The organism is Kosakonia sp. MUSA4, assembly GCF_013085925.1.
Lineage (GTDB): Bacteria > Pseudomonadota > Gammaproteobacteria > Enterobacterales > Enterobacteriaceae > Kosakonia > Kosakonia sacchari_B.
Genome location: NZ_CP025697.1, coordinates 5,477,115 through 5,495,438, shown reverse-complemented (window position 1 = coordinate 5,495,438; position 18,324 = coordinate 5,477,115). Strand labels below are relative to the sequence as shown.

Sequence of the window (18,324 nt, the reverse complement as noted above, 5' to 3'; positions counted from 1 at the left end):
GAATAAAACATTAGGAATATATCTATATTTCTCACCCGTCATAAAAAGCATGTCAAAAATAAATCATTAAGATCAGGAAGGATTGGTAGCATTAATGCATATAACTCCTTCCTGAAATAAGAAACCCTTTATGAGCAGAATTTATAATTAATTCTGTTCCGCCACTAAAATCGCCTGCGTATCCGGTTCCAGCGCTTTAAAAATATGCTCCTGATCCGCTGGGTAGCAGATGTAATCCCCTTCACATAACTCCTCTGGCGCTTCGGTTAGCCCCACCAGCGCGCGCCCCTGCGTCACGATAATATGCTCAACAGAGCCCTGCGGATGAGGATGCGAAATACGGTCCGCGCCCGGCTGCGTCAGTAGCAGGTAGATATCGCGCCGCGCGCCTGGCGGGCAGGCAGCCAGTAAAATTGCCTGATAATTAGCCTGTTCGGCAATCACTTTGGTGCCTTCACCGCGGCGAATCACCTGTGTTTTCGGGCTTTGCGGTTCCAACAGGCGGGCAAAGGGAATATCCAGCGCCACGCACAACGCCCACAATGTTTCCAGGCTGGGATTGCCATTCCCGGCTTCCAGTTGAGACAGCGTGGATTTGGCGATCCCGGCGCGGCGGGCAATTTCTGCCAGCGAAAGGCCGGTTCGCTGACGCTCGCGCACCAGACTTTTGGCTATGATGCTAATTGGTTGTGTCATACACGACCCCAAACGTTCATTTAATCGAACGAATCGTTCTCCTTGAAAAACGATCCTGATGTGTTCATTATAATGGATAAACGTTCGATATGGCTAAAATGAGATGCTTACACACCACTTCGCGTCGCTAAAAGGCGATACCATCAAAGCAATATTCCTTGTTTGCCTGGCGGTCGGCGTCGTCGGCGTCTCCTACGGATCGCTGGCGATGGCTTACGGCTTTCCGCTGTGGGTGCCGCTTGCGCTCTCCACGCTGGTACTGGCGGGCGCCAGCGAGTTTATGTTTATCGGGATTGTCGCCAGCGGCGGTAACCCGTTGGCCGCCGCCGTTGCCGGATTACTGGTCAATGCCCGCCATATCCCTTTTGGCGTCACGGTGCGTGAACTGGTCGGTCAGCGGGCGGCGGGATTTCTCGGCTGCCACATTATGAATGACGAAAGCGTGGTGTTCGGTTTGTCGCAACCCACACCGGAACAGCGTAAGGCCGCTTACTGGTTGTGCGGATTGGGCGTCGCGCTGCTGTGGCCTGCGGGTGTACTGGTGGGCGCGGCGGTTGGCACGCTATTACCAGCGCCAGAAACCATCGGGCTCGACGCCGTATTCCCGGCGATCCTGCTGGCGCTGGTGTTACCGGCGCTGAAAAAACGCACCACGCTTATCCGCGCTTCCAGCGGCGCTCTGTTATCGCTGGCAACCGTTCCCTTCGCCCCGGTTGGCTTACCGGTGCTGCTCTCTTTACTGGGTTTACTGACGAGGAAGAAATAATGGCCAGCGTTTCCTTAATTATCGGCGGCATTGCGGTTCTTTCCGTTGGCACGTATTTGATGCGCTTCGGCGGCGCAAAACTCGGCAGCAGGCTGGCGCTCTCAGAGCACTCACAGGCGCTACTTTCCGATGCGGCAACGACGTTGTTGTTCGCGGTCGCGCTGGCGGCCATGCTCTATGAAGGGGATCATTTTGCCGGAATGGCACGCGTGCTGGGCGTACTGTTTGCCCTTTTCCTGGCCTGGCGAAAGATGCCGCTCATTGTGGTGATTATCTCGGCGGCTGTGGTGACGGCGCTGTTGCGCCTGGCGGGTATGCATTAAAAAAAAAGCGCCCGCAGGCGCTCTTTCGACAATATTGCAATTTATTTGGTCAGCTCGGCAGTCATATGAACCTGGTTGCCGTTGTAAGCTTCGGTAATGTGGTAAGAAGAAGCGCCTGCCTGCTGAGCCTGAGCGGCGATTTGTGCTTCTGCACCGCTGAGAGTGGTGTCAGTTACGCTTACAGACTGGGCAGCGAAAGAACCGAAAGAAGCAGACAGAGCGATAACAGCGACAAAAGTTTTGATGCTTTTCATGATATAAATCCTTACGTTAATTTGTTGGAGTGAGGCGTTGTGCCTCGATGAAATAAATACTAGACCTGTTCACTCACAACAAAAAGCGGAAGGATTTGTTCTCATCTTTCAAAATTATTGATTAACAATTAAACGCTGTGGATGGGTATAGATCGTCGCCCTGCCCGGCTTGCAAAAACCGACCAGCGTCAGGTTGCAGCGTTCCGCCACTTCCACGGCCAGCGTTGTCGCCGCCGATACCGCAAACAGAATTTCAACGCCGCACATCGCCGATTTTTGCACCATTTCATAGCTGGCGCGGCTGGACACCAGCACCGCTCCTTGCTCCCACGCTTCACCTTCACGCGCGCGATGACCAAGCAACTTATCCAGCGCTACATGACGCCCGACATCTTCATGGCCGCCCGCCAGTTCGCCGGATGGCAACATCCACGCCGCCGCATGCGTACAACCCGTTAACTGCCCGACAGGCTGAAAATCGGTTAAATGCGCCAGCCCGTTATCCAGTAACGCCAGGTCAAAGCGCTGCGTGAACGGCAGCGGCGCTATCGGCTTGCCGATATCGTTAAGTTGTTCCACGCCGCATACGCCACAGCCGGTTCGCCCGGCAAGCGCGCGGCGTCGCTCTTTTAGCCCCATAAAACGGCGGCTGGAGAGTTCGATTTGCACTTCAAGGCCGTTACAGGAAGGCACCACATCCATGCCGTAAATTTCCGCCGGGTTTTCGATAATCCCTTCGGATAAGGAGAAGCCAATCGCGAACCATTCGAGATCTTTTGGCGAGGCCATCATCACCACATGGGAGATACCGTTGTAGACCAGCGCGACAGGAACTTCTTCCGCCAGCATATCCGGCTGCGTCTGCTGTAAATCGGTGCGTTTCCACAGGGAAATCTCACGGGCCCCTGTGACTGATGTTGCATTTTTGTGCTTTTTAGGGTGCAAATCGTTCACTTTGTCTTAACCGTTATCAAACAAGCGTACCAACTATATGGTACTCTTTGCGTATATCCCTTGGGGGAAAGAGGGAATAGCAGCGATTCTGAGGAACTTACCGCAGAATTGACCTACCTACATTGTAGTAATCTTCGTTGCTAATCCCCCCAAATGAGGGATTACCAGCAATTCTGAACCTTTGCGAAAACCACCGCAAAGAAAAAACGATAAGAGTAATGTCGAACCAGGAGCAAACCATGCAGGTCAGCAGAAGGCAGTTCTTTAAGATCTGCGCTGGCGGTATGGCAGGAACAACGGCTGCGGCATTGGGCTTTGCCCCCAATATCGCACTTGCGGAAACACGGCAGTATAAGCTGCTGCGCACCCGTGAAACCCGTAATACCTGCACATATTGTTCCGTCGGCTGTGGGCTGTTGATGTACAGCCTCGGCGACGGTGCCAAGAACGCCAAAGCGTCAATCTTTCATATCGAGGGTGACCCGGATCATCCGGTAAACCGTGGCGCACTGTGCCCGAAAGGCGCAGGTCTGGTGGATTTCATCCACTCGGAAAGCCGCCTGAAATACCCGGAATACCGTGCGCCAGGCTCCGATAAATGGCAGCGCATCACGTGGGATGATGCGTTTGACCGCATCGCGAAGCTGATTAAAGCCGACCGCGATGCCAACTTTATCGCGCAAAATGCCGCAGGCACCACTGTCAACCGCTGGCTGAGCACCGGGATGCTGTGCGCATCCGCGTCCAGCAATGAAACGGGCTATTTAACGCAAAAATTCACCCGCGCACTCGGCATGTTAGCCGTCGATAACCAGGCGCGTGTCTGACACGGACCAACGGTAGCAAGTCTTGCTCCTACATTTGGTCGCGGTGCGATGACCAACCACTGGGTCGACATGAAGAACGCCAACCTTATCATTGTGATGGGTGGGAACGCAGCTGAAGCACATCCGGTGGGATTCCGCTGGGCGATGGAAGCCAAGATCCATAATGGCGCGAAGCTGATTGTTATCGATCCGCGCTTTACGCGTACTGCCTCTGTTGCGGATTTCTATACGCCAATTCGTTCCGGTACTGACATTGCCTTCCTGTCAGGCGTGTTGCTGTACCTGATGACCAACGAAAAATATAACCGCGAATATACCGAGGCCTATACCAACGCCAGCCTGATCGTGCGGGAAGATTATGGTTTCGAAGATGGCCTGTTCACCGGCTATGACGCGGATAAACGTAAATACGACAAAACCAGCTGGAACTACGAACTGGATGAGAAAGGTTTCGCCAAACGCGATACCACGCTCACCCATCCGCGCTGCGTGTGGAACCTGCTGAAACAGCACGTTTCTCGCTATACGCCGGACGTGGTTGAAAACATCTGCGGGACGCCAAAAGCGGATTTCCTGAAGGTGTGCGAATACATCGCCGAAACCAGCGTGCATGACAAAACCGCCTCGTTCCTCTACGCGCTGGGCTGGACGCAGCACTCTGTCGGTGCGCAAAACATTCGCACCATGGCGATGATCCAACTGCTGCTGGGGAACATGGGGATGGCAGGCGGCGGCGTGAATGCCCTGCGCGGTCACTCCAACATTCAGGGGCTGACGGACCTTGGTTTGCTGTCACAAAGCCTGCCGGGCTATATGACACTGCCGAGTGAGAAACAGGCCGATCTCCAGACTTACCTTACCGCCAACACGCCGAAACCGCTGCTGGAAGGCCAGGTAAACTACTGGGGTAATTACCCGAAATTCTTCGTTTCGATGATGAAAGCCTTCTTTGGCGACAAAGCCACGGCGGAAAATAGCTGGGGCTTTGACTGGCTGCCGAAGTGGGACAAAAGTTACGACGTTCTGCAGTACTTCGACATGATGTACAAAGGCCAGGTGAACGGCTATCTGTGCCAGGGCTTTAACCCGGTGGCCTCGTTCCCGAACAAGAACAAGGTCGTGGCATCGCTGTCGAAACTGAAGTTCCTGGTGACCATCGATCCGCTGAACACCGAAACCTCGACCTTCTGGCAAAACCACGGCGAGTCGAACGATGTCGATCCGGCGAAAATCCAGACCGAAGTGTTCCGTTTGCCTTCAACCTGCTTCGCCGAAGAGAACGGCTCGATCGTGAACTCCGGCCGCTGGCTGCAATGGCACTGGAAAGGCGCTGACGGCCCGGGCGAAGCTGTGACCGATGGCGAGATCCTCGCCGGTATCTTTACGCGTCTACGTAAGATGTATGCCGAAGAGGGCGGCGCGTGCCCGGAACAGGTGCTGAATATGACCTGGAACTACTCCACTCCGCACGAACCGGCATCGGAAGAAGTGGCAATGGAGAGCAACGGTAAAGCACTGGCAGACATTATCGACCCGGCAACGGGCACGGTGATCGTCAAGAAAGGCCAGCAGCTTAGCTCGTTTGCTCAGTTGCGCGATGACGGTACTACCTCCAGTGGTTGCTGGATCTTCGCGGGTAGCTGGACGCCGGATGGCAACCAGATGGCACGTCGCGATAACGCCGATCCGTCAGGCCTTGGTAATACGTTGGGCTGGGCGTGGGCGTGGCCGCTTAACCGCCGCATTCTTTACAACCGTGCTTCAGCCGATCCGCAGGGTAAACCGTGGGATCCGAAGCGTCAGTTGCTGAAGTGGGACGGTGCGAAGTGGGGCGGCGTGGATATTCCGGACTACAGCACTGCCGCGCCAGGCAGCGATGTCGGGCCGTTTATCATGCAGCCGGAAGGGATGGGTCGCCTGTTCGCTATCGATAAGATGGCTGAAGGGCCGTTCCCGGAACACTACGAGCCGTTTGAAACGCCGCTGGGCACGAACCCGCTGCACCCGAACGTCGTATCCAACCCGGCAGCCCGCGTCTTTAAAGACGATATGGAAGCCATGGGTAAAGCGGATAAATTCCCATATGTCGGCACCACTTACCGTCTGACCGAGCACTTCCACTACTGGACCAAGCACGCGCTGCTTAACGCTATCGCGCAGCCGGAACAGTTTGTGGAGATCGGTGAGAAGCTGGCGGGCAAGCTGGGCATCGTTCAGGGTGATACGGTTCGTGTCTCCTCCAACCGTGGCTATATCAAAGCCAAAGCGGTGGTGACCAAGCGTATCCGCACGCTGAAAGTGAACGGCAAAGATGTCGATACCATCGGGATTCCGATTCACTGGGGTTACGAAGGTGTGGCGAAGAAAGGCTTTATCGCCAATACGTTAACGCCGTTCGTCGGCGATGCGAACACCCAAACGCCGGAATTCAAGGCGTTCCTGGTGAATGTGGAAAAGGTGTAACGGAGACGACTTATGGCTTATCAATCGCAAGACATCATCCGTCGTTCCGCAACTAACGGCTTCACTCCCGCGCCACAGGCGCGGGATCACCAGCAGGAAGTGGCGAAACTTATCGACGTCACCACCTGTATTGGCTGTAAAGCCTGTCAGGTGGCCTGTTCCGAGTGGAACGACATCCGTGATGAAGTGGGACATAACGTCGGGGTGTATGACAACCCGGCGGATCTGACCGCGAAATCCTGGACGGTTATGCGCTTCTCGGAAGTGGAACAGAACGACAAACTGGAGTGGCTGATCCGTAAAGATGGCTGCATGCACTGCGCCGATCCTGGCTGTCTGAAAGCATGTCCGTCAGAAGGCGCTATTATTCAGTATGCCAACGGCATTGTCGACTTCCAGTCTGAGCAGTGCATCGGCTGCGGTTACTGCATCGCCGGTTGCCCGTTCGATGTGCCGCGTCTGAACCCGGAAGACAACCGCGTCTACAAATGTACGCTGTGCGTTGACCGTGTCACCGTGGGCCAGGAACCGGCATGCGTGAAAACCTGCCCGACCGGCGCTATCCACTTTGGCTCCAAAGAGGATATGAAAACCCTCGCTGGCGAACGCGTCGCGGAGCTGAAAACCCGCGGTTACGATAACGCCGGGCTGTACGATCCGGCGGGCGTTGGCGGAACGCATGTGATGTACGTGCTGCATCACGCCGACAAGCCGAATCTGTATCACGGCCTGCCGGAGAATCCGCAGATCAGCGAAACCGTGAAGTTCTGGAAAGGAATCTGGAAACCACTTGCGGCGGTCGGCTTTGCAGCGACCTTCGCGGCCAGCATCTTCCACTATGTCGGTGTCGGTCCGAACCGTGCAGAAGAGGAAGACGATAACCTGCATGAAGAAAAAGACGAGGTGCGCAAATGAAAAAACGTGACACCATCGTGCGCTACACGGCACCGGAGCGCATTAACCACTGGGTCACCGCCTTCTGCTTCGTGCTGGCGGCGGTGAGCGGGCTGGGGTTTTTCTTCCCGTCCTTCAACTGGTTAATGGGAATTCTCGGTACGCCGCAGCTGGCGCGCATTCTCCATCCGTTCGTCGGCGTGGTGATGTTTGCGTCGTTTATCATCATGTTTTTCCGCTACTGGCACCATAACCTCATCAATAGGGATGATATCTTTTGGGCGAAGAATATTCGTAAGATTGTCGTCAATGAGGAAGTGGGCGACACCGGGCGATATAACTTCGGTCAGAAATGCGTGTTCTGGGCGGCGATTATTTTCCTGGTGTTGCTACTGGTAAGCGGCGTGGTTATCTGGCGCCCTTACTTCGCGCCAGCGTTCCCTATTCCGCTAATCCGATTAGCGCTGATGGTGCATTCATTTGCCGCAGTCGCGTTAATTGTGGTTATTATGGTGCATATTTACGCCGCCCTGTGGGTTAAAGGCACCATAACCGCAATGGTGGAAGGCTGGGTCACCAGCTCGTGGGCGAAGAAACATCACCCGCGCTGGTACCGGGAAGTTCGCAAGACAACGGAAAAATCGACTGAATGAGTATTCGCATAATCCCGCAAGATGAGCTGGAGAAGAGCGATAAACGCACGGCGGATGTTATTCCGCCGTTATTATTCCCCAGACTGAAAAATCTCTACAACCGCCGTGCAGAGCGTCTGCGCGAACTTGCAGAGAGTAACCCGCTGGGTGATTACCTGCGTTTTGCTGCGCTTATCGCCCATGCCCAGGAAGTGGTGCTGTACGACCACCCCTTGCATATCGACCTGACAGCGCGCATTAAAGAAGCCGCTGAAGAGGGTAAACCGCCGCTTGATATTCACGTGCTGCCGCGTGATACGCACTGGCACAAGCTGCTGCATTCGCTCATCGCCGAGCTGAAGCCGGAGATGAGCGGCCCGGCGCTGGCGGTCATTGAGAACCTTGAAAAGGCCTCCGCGCAGGAACTGGAAACGATGGCAAGCGCGCTGTTTGCTGCTGACTTCGCCGCTGTGAGCAGCGATAAATCGCCGTTTATCTGGGCCGCGCTGTCGCTCTACTGGGCGCAAATGGCCAGCCTGATTCCAGGAAAAGCCCGTGCTGAATATGGTGAACAGCGCCAGTTCTGCCCGGTATGCGGCGCCATGCCTGTTTCCAGCGTAGTGCATATCGGCACAACGCAGGGGCTGCGTTACCTGCACTGCAATCTGTGCGAAACCGAATGGCACGTGGTGCGCGTCAAATGCAGCAACTGCGAGCAGACCCGCGATCTGCACTACTGGTCGCTGGATAATGAGCAGGCAGCCATTAAAGCCGAAAGCTGCGGCGACTGCGGCACTTACCTGAAGATCCTGTACCAGGAAAAAGACCCGAACGTCGAACCGGTGGCCGATGATTTAGCTTCGCTGGTGCTTGATGCCCGCATGGAGCAGGAAGGTTTCGCCCGTAGCTCTATCAACCCGTTCCTCTTCCCGGGCGAAGGGGAATAATCCTGACAGGTCGCGGTAAGCTGTGCTTACCCGGCCTGCCATTGTTTTCATGTCAGTCTTGCTATTCTGCTCCTGCCCCAATTTAGCGCTCCTCACCGTAATCTGCCGCAAACGTTAATGATTTCAGCACATTTCGTAGCACACCATACCGCCACTTTCGGCAAAAACAAGCGGGTTCAAAAGTTATAAACCGGCTTTACGAGCAGCCTTCCAAATTTGTGCTTTCCACAAAATCAGCCGTTCCCATTTCATAAAAACCAGGCTATAAAACTGGATATTTATACAGATAAAGGTGAACGGAATGGCACTGGAACAAGGCATTGCCGGGTTGGTGAGCGACTTTATCGCCGCCGGGCGCCCCTCGGCGCGTGCCAGGAGTATTGATGAACGGCGCACGGGTTATATCGCCAGCACGTCGCTTGCCGGGGAAACGGAAACCCGCGTTCGGGTTGAAGACGTTACGCTTGAAGGTGTGACGCTGCGTGTGTTCTCGCCGCTGGAGGCCAACGGTAAACTGCCTGCGCTGATCTATTACCACGGCGGCTGCTTTATCAGCGGCGGGTTCGCCACGCATGATAACCAGTTGCGCCAGTTAGCGTGGTACAGCGGCTGTCGGGTGATTGCCGTGCAGTATCGGCTCGCGCCAGAACATCGCTGGCCTGCCGCGCACGATGATGCGCTACAGGGTGCAGAGGTGATATGGAAAAATGCCGAACGCCTCAACGTTGATCCGCAACGAATTACGCTGGCGGGCGACAGCGCAGGCGGGCATCTGGCGCTGGTCACCGCGCTACGATTGAAGGCGGCGGCAATCTGGCAACCCACGCAACTGGTGTTGATCTACCCGATGCTGGATGCCACGGCCTACTTCGACAGCTATACCTTTAACGGTTCTGATTATGTAATCACCCGTGATGCGCTGCTGTCAGGCTACGAAATGTATCTTGGCGACACTGACCGCCTGCTGTCGGATGTCAGCCCGCTGTGGCGCGATGATTTCGCAGGTCTGCCGCCGGTACACATTATTACGGCGGAGTTCGATCCGCTGTGCGATGAAGGGGAAGCGTTATACCAGCATATGACGGATCAGGGCGTAACCTGTACCTGTTCCCGCTACCTCGGCGTTATTCACGGCTTCTTCCAGCTTGCCGGTATCAGCCAGAGCGCACGGGATGTCATACAAGACGTGGCCGCACGCGTGGCCAGAGCATAAAACCCAAAGGAGAGCCAATGTCTGTCGTAAGCCCCGTAGAACAGCAGTTCGCCGCGTACAATACCCATGATATTGAAGCGTTCGTCGCATGCTTTAGTGAGGATTTCACCGCCTACCGTTTGCCCTCCACAGCGCCATCGCTGCAAGGGAGGGAAGCCTTACGTGAGTTCTATGCCGGGCACCGTTTTAATAACCCGGCGCTCCGTGCAGAGCTGCTCTCGCGTACAGTGATGGGCAATAAGGTGTTCGATCACGAAAAAATCTACGGCATTGGCGAATCGGTCATCGAAAATATGGCGGTTTATGAAGTGCAGGATGGGCGCATCACCACCGCGTGGTTTTTCTTTGCGCAGTGAGGAGCAGCTATAAGGCTGCGCGCCTGCGTCAACAAGCGCGCGGTCGGTTACTCTTCTTCGTTGCCGCCCTCTTCATAAGGGCCAAAAGGTTTCGCGGGCAGCACGATGTAAATCCCTTCGAAAATCGCGCCCAGCTTACCCTCGCCAAACAGCTCAACCTGAAGCTGAACGCGCGCTTTACGCCCACGCGCCAGGCGATCGAGATCGCCGCTTAGTGAGCCGAGATCGGCAATCGCGCTGGGTTTACCTTTAATTGGTGTGCTGTATCGAATGTGCGCATCAGCCAGAATAATGGTGCCGCCGAGATGGCGTTCGCGCAGCATCAGCCAGATCAACCCCCAGCCAGTCAGCGTGCCCAGCGAAAACAGGCTGCCGGCAAACAGCGTATGATGCGGGTTCTGGTTGCCGGTCTCCGGCATGGTAGTGATAAATTTCTGCCCGGTGTACTGCTGAATACGCACGCCCATCTTTTCGCTCAGCGGAATATGCTCGTACCAGGCTTGCTGTAGCTGCCCGCACCAGTCGCCGCGATGCAGAATATCGTCCAGCGTGGCCACGGGTTTGATCATCAAAAAATGGCGCACCGGCGTCGTTTGCGGCGCGGTGATCTCCCCTTCATTGATAAACCCGAGCTTGGCAAAAAACTCTACGGCATCTTCGCGGGCGCTACAGGTCACCCGCTTCACCCCTTCCTGGCGAGCAACGGATTCCAGCGTCATCGCCATCAGCGTACCCAGCCCTTTATCCTGCACAGAAGGGTGCACGGCCATAAAACGGATCGAGGCTTCATTGTCGGCGTTGATATACAGCCTGCCGACCGCCACCATATTGCCCTCTTCATCAACCACCATCTGGTGATGCGCCATTGCATCCCATGCATCGCGTTCGGAACCTTTTGGCTGATGCAGGGGTTTGCGCAGCATTTCCCAGCGGAACTGGTAATAACGCTCTAACTCTTCTTCAGTCTGTGGTACGCGGAGGTGATACATAGCGGTGTTCTCTCTTGTGACTCTGGGCCACGCCGCAAGCTGGCTCATATCTGCAACCAGAATGTGACAGGACCATCGTTGACCAGCGAAACCTGCATATCGGCAGCGAATCGCCCGGTTTGCGTTTCCATCTGCTGGCTGCGGCAACGTTCGACAAAGTAGTTATACAGCGCTTCCGCTTTATCCGGCGCTGCGCCTCTGGAAAACCCAGGACGCATGCCGCGTTCGGTATCCGCCGCCAGCGTGAATTGCGACACCACCAGCACACTCCCACCCGCCTGCTGGACGTTAAGATTCATTTTTCCTTCAGCGTCGCTAAAAATGCGATACCCCAGCACTCGCTCGCACAGGCGGTTCGCTTTTTGTTCATCGTCTTCCCTTTCGACCCCTAACAACACTAAAAGTCCCGGACCAATTTCGCCCGTCACCTCGCCCGCCACGCTAACGCTTGCGCGGGAAACACGTTGAATTAATGCAATCATGGTTGGTCTGCTTCTTCTTGCTGTGCGGCTATTTTGAGTTTTCGGTATTCACCGAGAGTGACAGTTATTTCTGCACCTAGCAAGACGATACACCAGGTCCAGTAGACCCAGAGGAACAAAATCGGGATGACAGCCAGCACGCCATAAATAAGCTGGTAGGAAGGGAACATAGTGATATAGAGACCAAAGACTTTCTTGCCCAATTCGAACAACAGAGCCGCGACAAAGGCGCCGATAATAGCGTCGCGGTTAGGCACCCGCGTTGTGGGTACAATGCTGTAAAGCAGCCAGAAAGAGAGCCAGGATAAAATCAGCGGGAAAATCCGCAGCACATCATCAATCATGCTGTTCAGTTCACTGGCCCAGCGCAGCGACAGCAAATAGGAACTAATGGCAAGGCTGGCGCCCGCCAGTAGCGGCCCAAGCGTGAGGATCATCCAGTACACCGCAAATGAGTAAACATGCGGGCGTATCCGAGTGCTGCGCCAGATGGTGTTCAGCGCCGAATCAATGGAGTACATCAACAGAAGCGATGTCACGATCAGCCCGCACGCACCGACAGCGGTCATTTTGGTGGAGTTCGCCACAAACTGCTCAATATAGTTCTGAATCACATCGCCGGTTGCCGGGATGAAATTGGCAAACACAAAATGACGTAGCTGAAGGCTGATTTCAGAAAACATTGGAAATGCAGCAAACAGCGCGACTATCACGGCGAGCAGCGGCACCAACGAGAGCAACGAGACGTAAGCGAGGTTCCCCGCCAGCGTCGTCATATGATCTTCATCGATGCGCTGCCAGAGCAGTTTTAACCATGACCACAATGCACGCGCGCGATGTCTGGCATGCTGCCGAACGTTTTTTAGCATAACTGCTTCGCGAAATAATCGGGGATCGTCGTTTTGCCCGTCACCAGAATACTGGTAATACCCAACTGTTCTGCACCCGCGATATTGTCAGCATTGTCATCGAAAAAGACGGCATCGTCGGCAGAAAAACCTTCAAGTGATAATACTTGCTGATAAATGCGCGCTTCGGGCTTACGCATTCCCATTTCCTGGGAAAGATAGATATGGTCGGCAGCAGCCTGGATTTCGGGATATTGCTCCGGCCAGTAAGTGGTATGCAGGCGGTTGGTATTCGACAAAACCACCACGCGATGCCCCTGCGCGCGCAACTTGTGCATGATGTCGATAACGTCGCTACGCAGAGCGACAAACACCGCCTGCCAGCCGGTGGAAAATTGCTCGTAGCTCAGCGGCATTTCCATCTCTTCACACAGCGCTTTGGCAAAATCTTCGTCGCTGATCTCTCCGCGCTCGTGCTGATGAAAAGCTTCGCCCATGGTGAAGCTCTGCTTCAAATTCGCCAGCGGCACACGGCTGAAATCACTCCAGGCACCCAGCACCCGGTTGAAGTCGATATCGACAATCACATTACCTAAATCAAAGATATAGAGCATTTCTCTCTCCTTACCAGCCGTGGAGAGTTAACTGTAGCGGTAAAGTGTGAAATTGAATAGTTTGCCGTCTCACATGCGGGCATAAAAAAAGCCGCTGAATATCAGCGGCTTTTTCACGAAGAAAGAGGAGAAATTACTCTTCTTTTGCACCGCGCATTGCGCGTTTACGATCGTTTTCCGTCAGGTGACGTTTACGAATACGGATAGACAGCGGGGTCACTTCTACCAGTTCGTCGTCATCGATGAACTCCAGAGCTTGCTCCAGGGTCATCTTAATCGGCGGAACCAGAACCGTTGCTTCGTCCGTACCGGACGCACGCATGTTGGTCAGTTTCTTACCGGTCAGGCAGTTTACCGTCAGGTCATTAGAACGGCTATGAATACCGATGATCTGGCCTTCATAAACTTCCGCACCGTGACCAAGGAACAGCTTACCGCGATCCTGCAAACCGAACAGCGCGAACGCTACCGCTTTACCCTGACCGTTAGAGATCAGTACGCCGTTGTTACGCTGGCCAACTTCGCCCGGACGAACATCGTCGTAGTGGCTGAAGGTGGAGTACAGCAGGCCGGTACCGGAAGTCATAGTCATGAACTCAGAACGGAAGCCGATCAGGCCACGGCTTGGGATCACGTAGTCGAGACGTACGCGGCCTTTGCCATCCGGATTCATGTTTTTCAGGTCGCCTTTACGCTCGCCCAGCGCCTGCATGACAGAACCCTGGTGCTGCTCTTCAACGTCCAGCGTCACGTTTTCAAACGGTTCCTGGCGACGGCCGTCGATTTCACGGAAGATAACTTTCGGACGGGAAACCGCCATCTCGAAACCTTCACGACGCATGTTCTCGATCAGAACAGACAGGTGCAGCTCACCACGACCGGAAACGCGGAATGCATCAGCGTCTTCGGTTTCTTCAACGCGCAGCGCAACGTTGTGCACCAGCTCTTTGTTCAGGCGGTCGAGGATCTGACGTGAAGTCACGTATTTACCTTCTTTACCACAGAACGGAGAGGTGTTGACGTTGAAGAACATAGTTACGGTCGGCTCATCAACAGACAGCGCCGGCAGCGCTTCCACATTCTGCGGGTCGCAGATGGTGTCAGAGATGTTCAGTTCGCCCAGGCCGGTGATCGCGATGATATCGCCGGCTTCGGCGATTTCGCTGTCGATACGTTCCAGACCCAGGTGGGTCAGTACTTTACCGACTTTACCGTTGCGGGTTTTGCCTTCGCTATCAATGATAGTAACCTGCTGGTTCGGCTTCACTTTACCGCGTTTAATACGACCAATGCCGATAACACCAACATAGTTGTTGTAGTCGAGCTGAGAGATCTGCATTTGCAGGGTCCCGTCGAGATCGACGTTCGGTGCCGGTACATGGTCAACAATCGCCTGATACAGCGGGGTCATGTCTTCAGCCATGTCTTCGTGGTCCATACCCGCAATACCGTTCAACGCAGAAGCGTAAACGATCGGGAAGTCCAGCTGTTCGTCGGTCGCGTCGAGGTTAACGAACAGGTCGAAGACCTGATCAACAACCCAGTCCGGACGCGCGCCAGGACGGTCAACTTTGTTGATTACCACAATCGGCTTGAGGCCATGGGCAAATGCTTTTTTGGTCACGAAGCGCGTTTGCGGCATCGGGCCGTCAAACGCATCAACCACCAGCAGCACGGAATCGACCATGGACATCACACGCTCAACTTCACCACCGAAGTCGGCGTGCCCAGGGGTATCAACGATGTTGATACGGTAATCATTCCATTTGATAGCGGTGTTTTTCGCGAGGATGGTAATCCCACGCTCTTTCTCCAAATCGTTGGAGTCCATCACACGCTCTTGAGTTTCAGCACGTTCGTCGAACGTACCGGATTGCTGCAGCAGCTTGTCAACCAGGGTTGTTTTACCATGGTCAACGTGAGCAATGATGGCGATGTTACGCAGATTTTCGATCACAACTTTGCCTCAGGCATTAGAAATAGCGCGTTATTGTACACGTATTAATCGAAGGACAAAACAGGATCACAAACATCCTCCGCAAACAAGTATTGCAGAGTTGCTTTGTGATCGCTTTCACGGAGCGTTAAAAGGGCCGCTAACAAAAAAATCGCACCAATAAGGTGCTTAATGTTCACATGAAAGCACTATATTGGTGCAATTTAACCATCATGGTGCAGCCCTTTTGCACTATACCGGGCATAATAACGCCTTTTGAGGGGCATTTAAAAGTTGGCATAGATTTCGCTTTATCTATTTTACGGCAACTACGCCAGGTTTCACGCAGTATTTGAAGACCTCGTTACCACGACGACAATGACAAATCCGGGAGAGTTTAAGTATGTCCGCTGAACACGTTTTGACGATGCTGAATGAGCACGAAGTGAAGTTTGTTGATCTGCGCTTCACCGATACCAAAGGTAAAGAACAGCACGTCACTATCCCAGCCCATCAGGTTAATGCTGACTTCTTTGAAGAAGGCAAAATGTTTGATGGTTCTTCGATTGGTGGCTGGAAAGGCATCAACGAATCAGACATGGTGCTGATGCCGGACGCGACTACCGCTGTCATTGACCCGTTCTACGAAGAAACAACGCTGATCATCCGTTGCGATATCCTCGAACCAGGCACCATGCAGGGTTACGATCGCGACCCGCGTTCCATCGCGAAACGCGCTGAAGAGTACCTGCGTTCTACCGGTCTGGCAGACACCGTTCTGTTTGGGCCAGAGCCGGAATTCTTCCTGTTCGACGACGTTCGTTTCGGCAGCTCTATTTCCGGTTCCAGCGTTGCTATCGATGATATCGAAGGCGCATGGAACACCTCCACCAAATACGAAGGTGGTAACAAAGGTCACCGTCCGGCTGTTAAAGGCGGTTACTTCCCGGTTCCGCCGGTTGATTCATCACAGGATCTGCGTTCCACCATGTGTCTGGTGATGGAAGAGATGGGCCTGGTTGTTGAAGCTCACCACCACGAAGTGGCAACTGCTGGTCAGAACGAAGTGGCTACCCGCTTCAACACCATGACCAAAAAAGCGGACGAAATTCAGATCTACAAATATGTGGTACATAACGTTGCTCACCGCTTCGGTAAAACCGCGACCTTTATGCCGAAACCAATGTTCGGTGATAACGGTTCCGGTATGCACTGCCACATGTCCCTGTCCAAGAACGGTACTAACCTGTTCTCTGGCGACAAATACGCAGGCCTGTCTGAAATGGCGCTGTACTACATCGGCGGCGTAATCAAACACGCTAAAGCTATCAACGCCCTGTCTAACCCGACCACCAACTCCTACAAACGTCTGGTCCCGGGTTACGAAGCGCCGGTAATGCTGGCTTACTCTGCCCGTAACCGTTCTGCTTCTATCCGTATTCCGGTCGTTGCCTCTCCGAAAGCACGTCGTATCGAAGTGCGCTTCCCGGATCCGGCGGCTAACCCGTACCTGTGCTTCGCAGCACTGATGATGGCCGGTCTGGATGGTATTAAAAACAAAATCCACCCGGGCGAAGCAATGGACAAAAACCTGTATGACCTGCCGCCGGAAGAAGCGAAAGAGATCCCGCAGGTTGCAGGCTCTCTGGAAGAAGCGCTCAACGCGCTGGATGCTGACCGCGAGTTCCTGACAGCCGGTGGCGTGTTCACCGACGACGCTATCGATGCTTACATCGCGCTGCGTCTGGAAGAGAACGACCGCGTTCGCATGACGCCGCACCCGGTAGAGTTCGAACTGTACTACAGCGTTTAATAAATTAAATACTCGGCGGATTTCTTGTCGTAGCAAGACGGCAACTGAGCGAATCCCCGGGAGCATAGATAACTATGTGACCGGGGTGAGCGAAGGCAGCCAACGCAGCAACGGCGAGAAAGACGCCAGAGGATTTGTTGCCGTGGAACTTTTAGCCCATCCCTGGATGGGCTTTTTTCTCCACCAACACTCTGTTCTGACGCATTTTTTACCTATAAAAAGCTATACTGCACTAAATTAGTGCATATCTCCGGGAGACTGCTAAATGGCAAGCGGCGCGCTGCCCGATGCTGGGCAGATCCTCAATTCTTTGATCAACAGTATTTTACTGGTTGATGACGAACTGGCGGTGCATTACGCCAACCCTGCGGCACAGCAATTGCTGGCGCAGAGCTCGCGTAAATTATTCGGCACACCGCTGCCTGAACTGCTGAGCTATTTTTCACTGAATATCGATTTGATGCGTGAAAGTTTGCATGCAGGTCAGGGGTTTACCGATAACGAAGTGACTCTCGTGATCGACGGCCGCTCACATATTTTGTCGCTGACGGCGCAACGTTTACCGGACGGTTTAGTCCTGCTGGAAATGGCGCCAATGGATAATCAGCGACGTCTGAGCCAGGAACAATTGCAGCATGCCCAACAGGTGGCTGCGCGTGATCTGGTGCGTGGACTGGCGCATGAAATCAAAAACCCGCTTGGCGGGTTACGCGGTGCGGCGCAACTGCTGAGCAAAGCGCTGCCCGATCCGGCGCTAATGGAATACACCAAAGTCATTATTGAGCAGGCCGACCGTCTGCGAAATCTGGTGGATCGTCTGTTAGGCCCACAGCAGCCGGGAATGCATGTTACCGAAAGCATTCACAAAGTTGCCGAACGCGTGGTGAAACTGGTGTCGATGGAACTGCCGGAGAACGTAACGCTGGTTCGCGATTACGATCCGAGTTTGCCGGAGTTGGCCCACGATCCAGACCAAATTGAACAGGTTTTACTGAATATCGTCCGCAACGCTTTGCAGGCGCTGGGGCCGGAAGGGGGCGAAATTATTCTGCGTACCCGTACCGCCTTCCAGTTAACGCTGCACGGAATTCGCTATCGCCTCGCGGCGAGAATAGATGTGGAAGATAACGGCCCAGGTATTCCGTCGCATCTCCAGGATACGCTGTTCTATCCCATGGTGAGCGGGCGTGAGGGCGGCACCGGGCTGGGATTATCTATCGCACGCAGTTTGATTGATCAACATTCTGGCAAAATTGAATTCACCAGTTGGCCAGGTCATACCGAATTCTCGGTATTTCTGCCTATTCGGAAGTAGAG

18 protein-coding genes are annotated in these 18,324 nt (G+C 54.2%); 10 read left to right on the top strand and 8 right to left on the bottom strand.

Features of this window, described 5'->3' with window-relative positions; genetic code table 11:
• Positions 1–147: 147 nt before the first annotated feature.
• On the bottom strand, positions 148–696 hold the full coding sequence (locus tag C0557_RS26105) for a helix-turn-helix domain-containing protein (protein WP_208662433.1): 549 nt from the start codon (positions 694–696) through the stop codon (positions 148–150).
• Between the two features lie 103 nt (positions 697–799).
• On the opposite strand from C0557_RS26105, the gene C0557_RS26100 reads away from it, so the two are divergent.
• Together C0557_RS26100 and C0557_RS26095 are read left to right on the top strand one after the other, a co-directional pair.
• A complete protein-coding gene (locus C0557_RS26100) occupies positions 800–1,462 on the top strand; it encodes an AzlC family ABC transporter permease (RefSeq protein ID WP_208662431.1) in 663 nt (220 codons plus the stop codon).
• The gene (locus C0557_RS26095; RefSeq protein WP_074780236.1) at positions 1,462–1,785 is read left to right on the top strand and encodes an AzlD domain-containing protein; all 324 of its coding nucleotides are present in this window, start codon (positions 1,462–1,464) and stop codon (positions 1,783–1,785) included. Before C0557_RS26100 ends, C0557_RS26095 begins: the two co-directional genes overlap by 1 nt.
• 41 nt (positions 1,786–1,826) lie before the next feature.
• Here the strand turns inward: C0557_RS26095 and C0557_RS26090 are convergent, their stop codons facing one another.
• On the bottom strand, positions 1,827–2,039 hold the full coding sequence (locus C0557_RS26090; protein WP_007369320.1) for a YdgH/BhsA/McbA-like domain containing protein: 213 nt from the start codon (positions 2,037–2,039) through the stop codon (positions 1,827–1,829).
• 114 nt (positions 2,040–2,153) lie between these two features.
• On the bottom strand, positions 2,154–2,993 hold the full coding sequence (gene fdhD / locus C0557_RS26085) for a formate dehydrogenase accessory sulfurtransferase FdhD (protein WP_208662429.1): 840 nt from the start codon (positions 2,991–2,993) through the stop codon (positions 2,154–2,156).
• A 239-nt stretch (positions 2,994–3,232) separates the two neighbouring features.
• On the opposite strand from fdhD, the gene fdnG reads away from it, so the two are divergent.
• The 6 genes from fdnG to C0557_RS26055 all read left to right on the top strand — a co-directional run bounded on the left by fdnG (position 3,233) and on the right by C0557_RS26055 (position 10,325).
• Positions 3,233–6,283, top strand: a complete 3,051-nt coding sequence (gene fdnG, locus C0557_RS26080; protein ID WP_208662427.1) for a formate dehydrogenase-N subunit alpha — start codon at positions 3,233–3,235, stop codon at positions 6,281–6,283.
• A 12-nt stretch (positions 6,284–6,295) separates the two neighbouring features.
• On the top strand, positions 6,296–7,198 hold the full coding sequence (gene fdxH, locus C0557_RS26075; RefSeq protein WP_043955956.1) for a formate dehydrogenase subunit beta: 903 nt from the start codon (positions 6,296–6,298) through the stop codon (positions 7,196–7,198).
• Complete coding sequence (gene fdoI, locus C0557_RS26070; protein ID WP_074780244.1) at positions 7,195–7,830, top strand: formate dehydrogenase cytochrome b556 subunit; 636 nt, start codon at positions 7,195–7,197, stop codon at positions 7,828–7,830. The genes fdxH and fdoI overlap by 4 nt, the downstream gene beginning before the upstream one ends.
• Entirely contained in the window at positions 7,827–8,756 is a 930-nt protein-coding gene (gene fdhE, locus C0557_RS26065) for a formate dehydrogenase accessory protein FdhE (protein ID WP_074780247.1), read from the top strand. Before fdoI ends, fdhE begins: the two co-directional genes overlap by 4 nt.
• A 301-nt stretch (positions 8,757–9,057) precedes the next feature.
• On the top strand, positions 9,058–9,969 hold the full coding sequence (locus tag C0557_RS26060; RefSeq protein WP_208662425.1) for an alpha/beta hydrolase: 912 nt from the start codon (positions 9,058–9,060) through the stop codon (positions 9,967–9,969).
• Between the two features lie 17 nt (positions 9,970–9,986).
• A complete protein-coding gene (locus C0557_RS26055) occupies positions 9,987–10,325 on the top strand; it encodes a nuclear transport factor 2 family protein (RefSeq protein ID WP_208662423.1) in 339 nt (112 codons plus the stop codon).
• A gap of 47 nt (positions 10,326–10,372) precedes the next feature.
• Here the strand turns inward: C0557_RS26055 and fabY are convergent, their stop codons facing one another.
• The 5 genes from fabY to typA all read right to left on the bottom strand — a co-directional run bounded on the left by fabY (position 10,373) and on the right by typA (position 15,215).
• Positions 10,373–11,314, bottom strand: a complete 942-nt coding sequence (gene fabY, locus C0557_RS26050; RefSeq protein ID WP_074780254.1) for a fatty acid biosynthesis protein FabY — start codon at positions 11,312–11,314, stop codon at positions 10,373–10,375.
• 44 nt (positions 11,315–11,358) lie between these two features.
• Positions 11,359–11,796 (bottom strand): D-aminoacyl-tRNA deacylase, encoded by a 438-nt coding sequence (gene dtd, locus C0557_RS26045; protein WP_007369330.1) that lies wholly within the window; start codon positions 11,794–11,796, stop codon positions 11,359–11,361.
• Positions 11,793–12,665 (bottom strand): virulence factor BrkB family protein, encoded by an 873-nt coding sequence (locus C0557_RS26040; RefSeq protein ID WP_208662421.1) that lies wholly within the window; start codon positions 12,663–12,665, stop codon positions 11,793–11,795. Before C0557_RS26040 ends, dtd begins: the two co-directional genes overlap by 4 nt.
• Complete coding sequence (gene yihX, locus C0557_RS26035; RefSeq protein ID WP_074780260.1) at positions 12,659–13,258, bottom strand: glucose-1-phosphatase; 600 nt, start codon at positions 13,256–13,258, stop codon at positions 12,659–12,661. The genes C0557_RS26040 and yihX overlap by 7 nt, the downstream gene beginning before the upstream one ends.
• A gap of 133 nt (positions 13,259–13,391) precedes the next feature.
• Positions 13,392–15,215, bottom strand: a complete 1,824-nt coding sequence (gene typA / locus C0557_RS26030) for a ribosome-dependent GTPase TypA (protein ID WP_074780262.1) — start codon at positions 15,213–15,215, stop codon at positions 13,392–13,394.
• A 382-nt stretch (positions 15,216–15,597) separates the two neighbouring features.
• On the opposite strand from typA, the gene glnA reads away from it, so the two are divergent.
• Both glnA and glnL read left to right on the top strand, forming a co-directional pair.
• A complete protein-coding gene (gene glnA / locus C0557_RS26025) occupies positions 15,598–17,007 on the top strand; it encodes a glutamate--ammonia ligase (RefSeq protein WP_007369334.1) in 1,410 nt (469 codons plus the stop codon).
• Between the two features lie 265 nt (positions 17,008–17,272).
• Positions 17,273–18,322 (top strand): nitrogen regulation protein NR(II), encoded by a 1,050-nt coding sequence (gene glnL, locus C0557_RS26020; protein ID WP_074780265.1) that lies wholly within the window; start codon positions 17,273–17,275, stop codon positions 18,320–18,322.
• Positions 18,323–18,324: the final 2 nt, after the last annotated feature.

Excerpts from the sequence above, each read along its gene's own strand:
- C0557_RS26040 (WP_208662421.1), bottom strand. The coding sequence starts at position 12,665 with ATGCTAAAAAACGTTCGGCAGCATGCCAGACATCGCGCGCGTGCATTG.
- C0557_RS26100 (WP_208662431.1), top strand. The coding sequence starts at position 800 with ATGCTTACACACCACTTCGCGTCGCTAAAAGGCGATACCATCAAAGCA.
- fdoI (WP_074780244.1), top strand. The coding sequence starts at position 7,195 with ATGAAAAAACGTGACACCATCGTGCGCTACACGGCACCGGAGCGCATT.
- fdxH (WP_043955956.1), top strand. The coding sequence starts at position 6,296 with ATGGCTTATCAATCGCAAGACATCATCCGTCGTTCCGCAACTAACGGC.
- C0557_RS26055 (WP_208662423.1), top strand. The coding sequence starts at position 9,987 with ATGTCTGTCGTAAGCCCCGTAGAACAGCAGTTCGCCGCGTACAATACC.
- dtd (WP_007369330.1), bottom strand. The coding sequence starts at position 11,796 with ATGATTGCATTAATTCAACGTGTTTCCCGCGCAAGCGTTAGCGTGGCG.
- C0557_RS26105 (WP_208662433.1), bottom strand. The coding sequence starts at position 696 with ATGACACAACCAATTAGCATCATAGCCAAAAGTCTGGTGCGCGAGCGT.
- glnL (WP_074780265.1), top strand. The coding sequence starts at position 17,273 with ATGGCAAGCGGCGCGCTGCCCGATGCTGGGCAGATCCTCAATTCTTTG.
- C0557_RS26090 (WP_007369320.1), bottom strand. The coding sequence starts at position 2,039 with ATGAAAAGCATCAAAACTTTTGTCGCTGTTATCGCTCTGTCTGCTTCT.
- fdhE (WP_074780247.1), top strand. The coding sequence starts at position 7,827 with ATGAGTATTCGCATAATCCCGCAAGATGAGCTGGAGAAGAGCGATAAA.
- glnA (WP_007369334.1), top strand. The coding sequence starts at position 15,598 with ATGTCCGCTGAACACGTTTTGACGATGCTGAATGAGCACGAAGTGAAG.
- C0557_RS26095 (WP_074780236.1), top strand. The coding sequence starts at position 1,462 with ATGGCCAGCGTTTCCTTAATTATCGGCGGCATTGCGGTTCTTTCCGTT.
- yihX (WP_074780260.1), bottom strand. The coding sequence starts at position 13,258 with ATGCTCTATATCTTTGATTTAGGTAATGTGATTGTCGATATCGACTTC.
- fabY (WP_074780254.1), bottom strand. The coding sequence starts at position 11,314 with ATGTATCACCTCCGCGTACCACAGACTGAAGAAGAGTTAGAGCGTTAT.
- C0557_RS26060 (WP_208662425.1), top strand. The coding sequence starts at position 9,058 with ATGGCACTGGAACAAGGCATTGCCGGGTTGGTGAGCGACTTTATCGCC.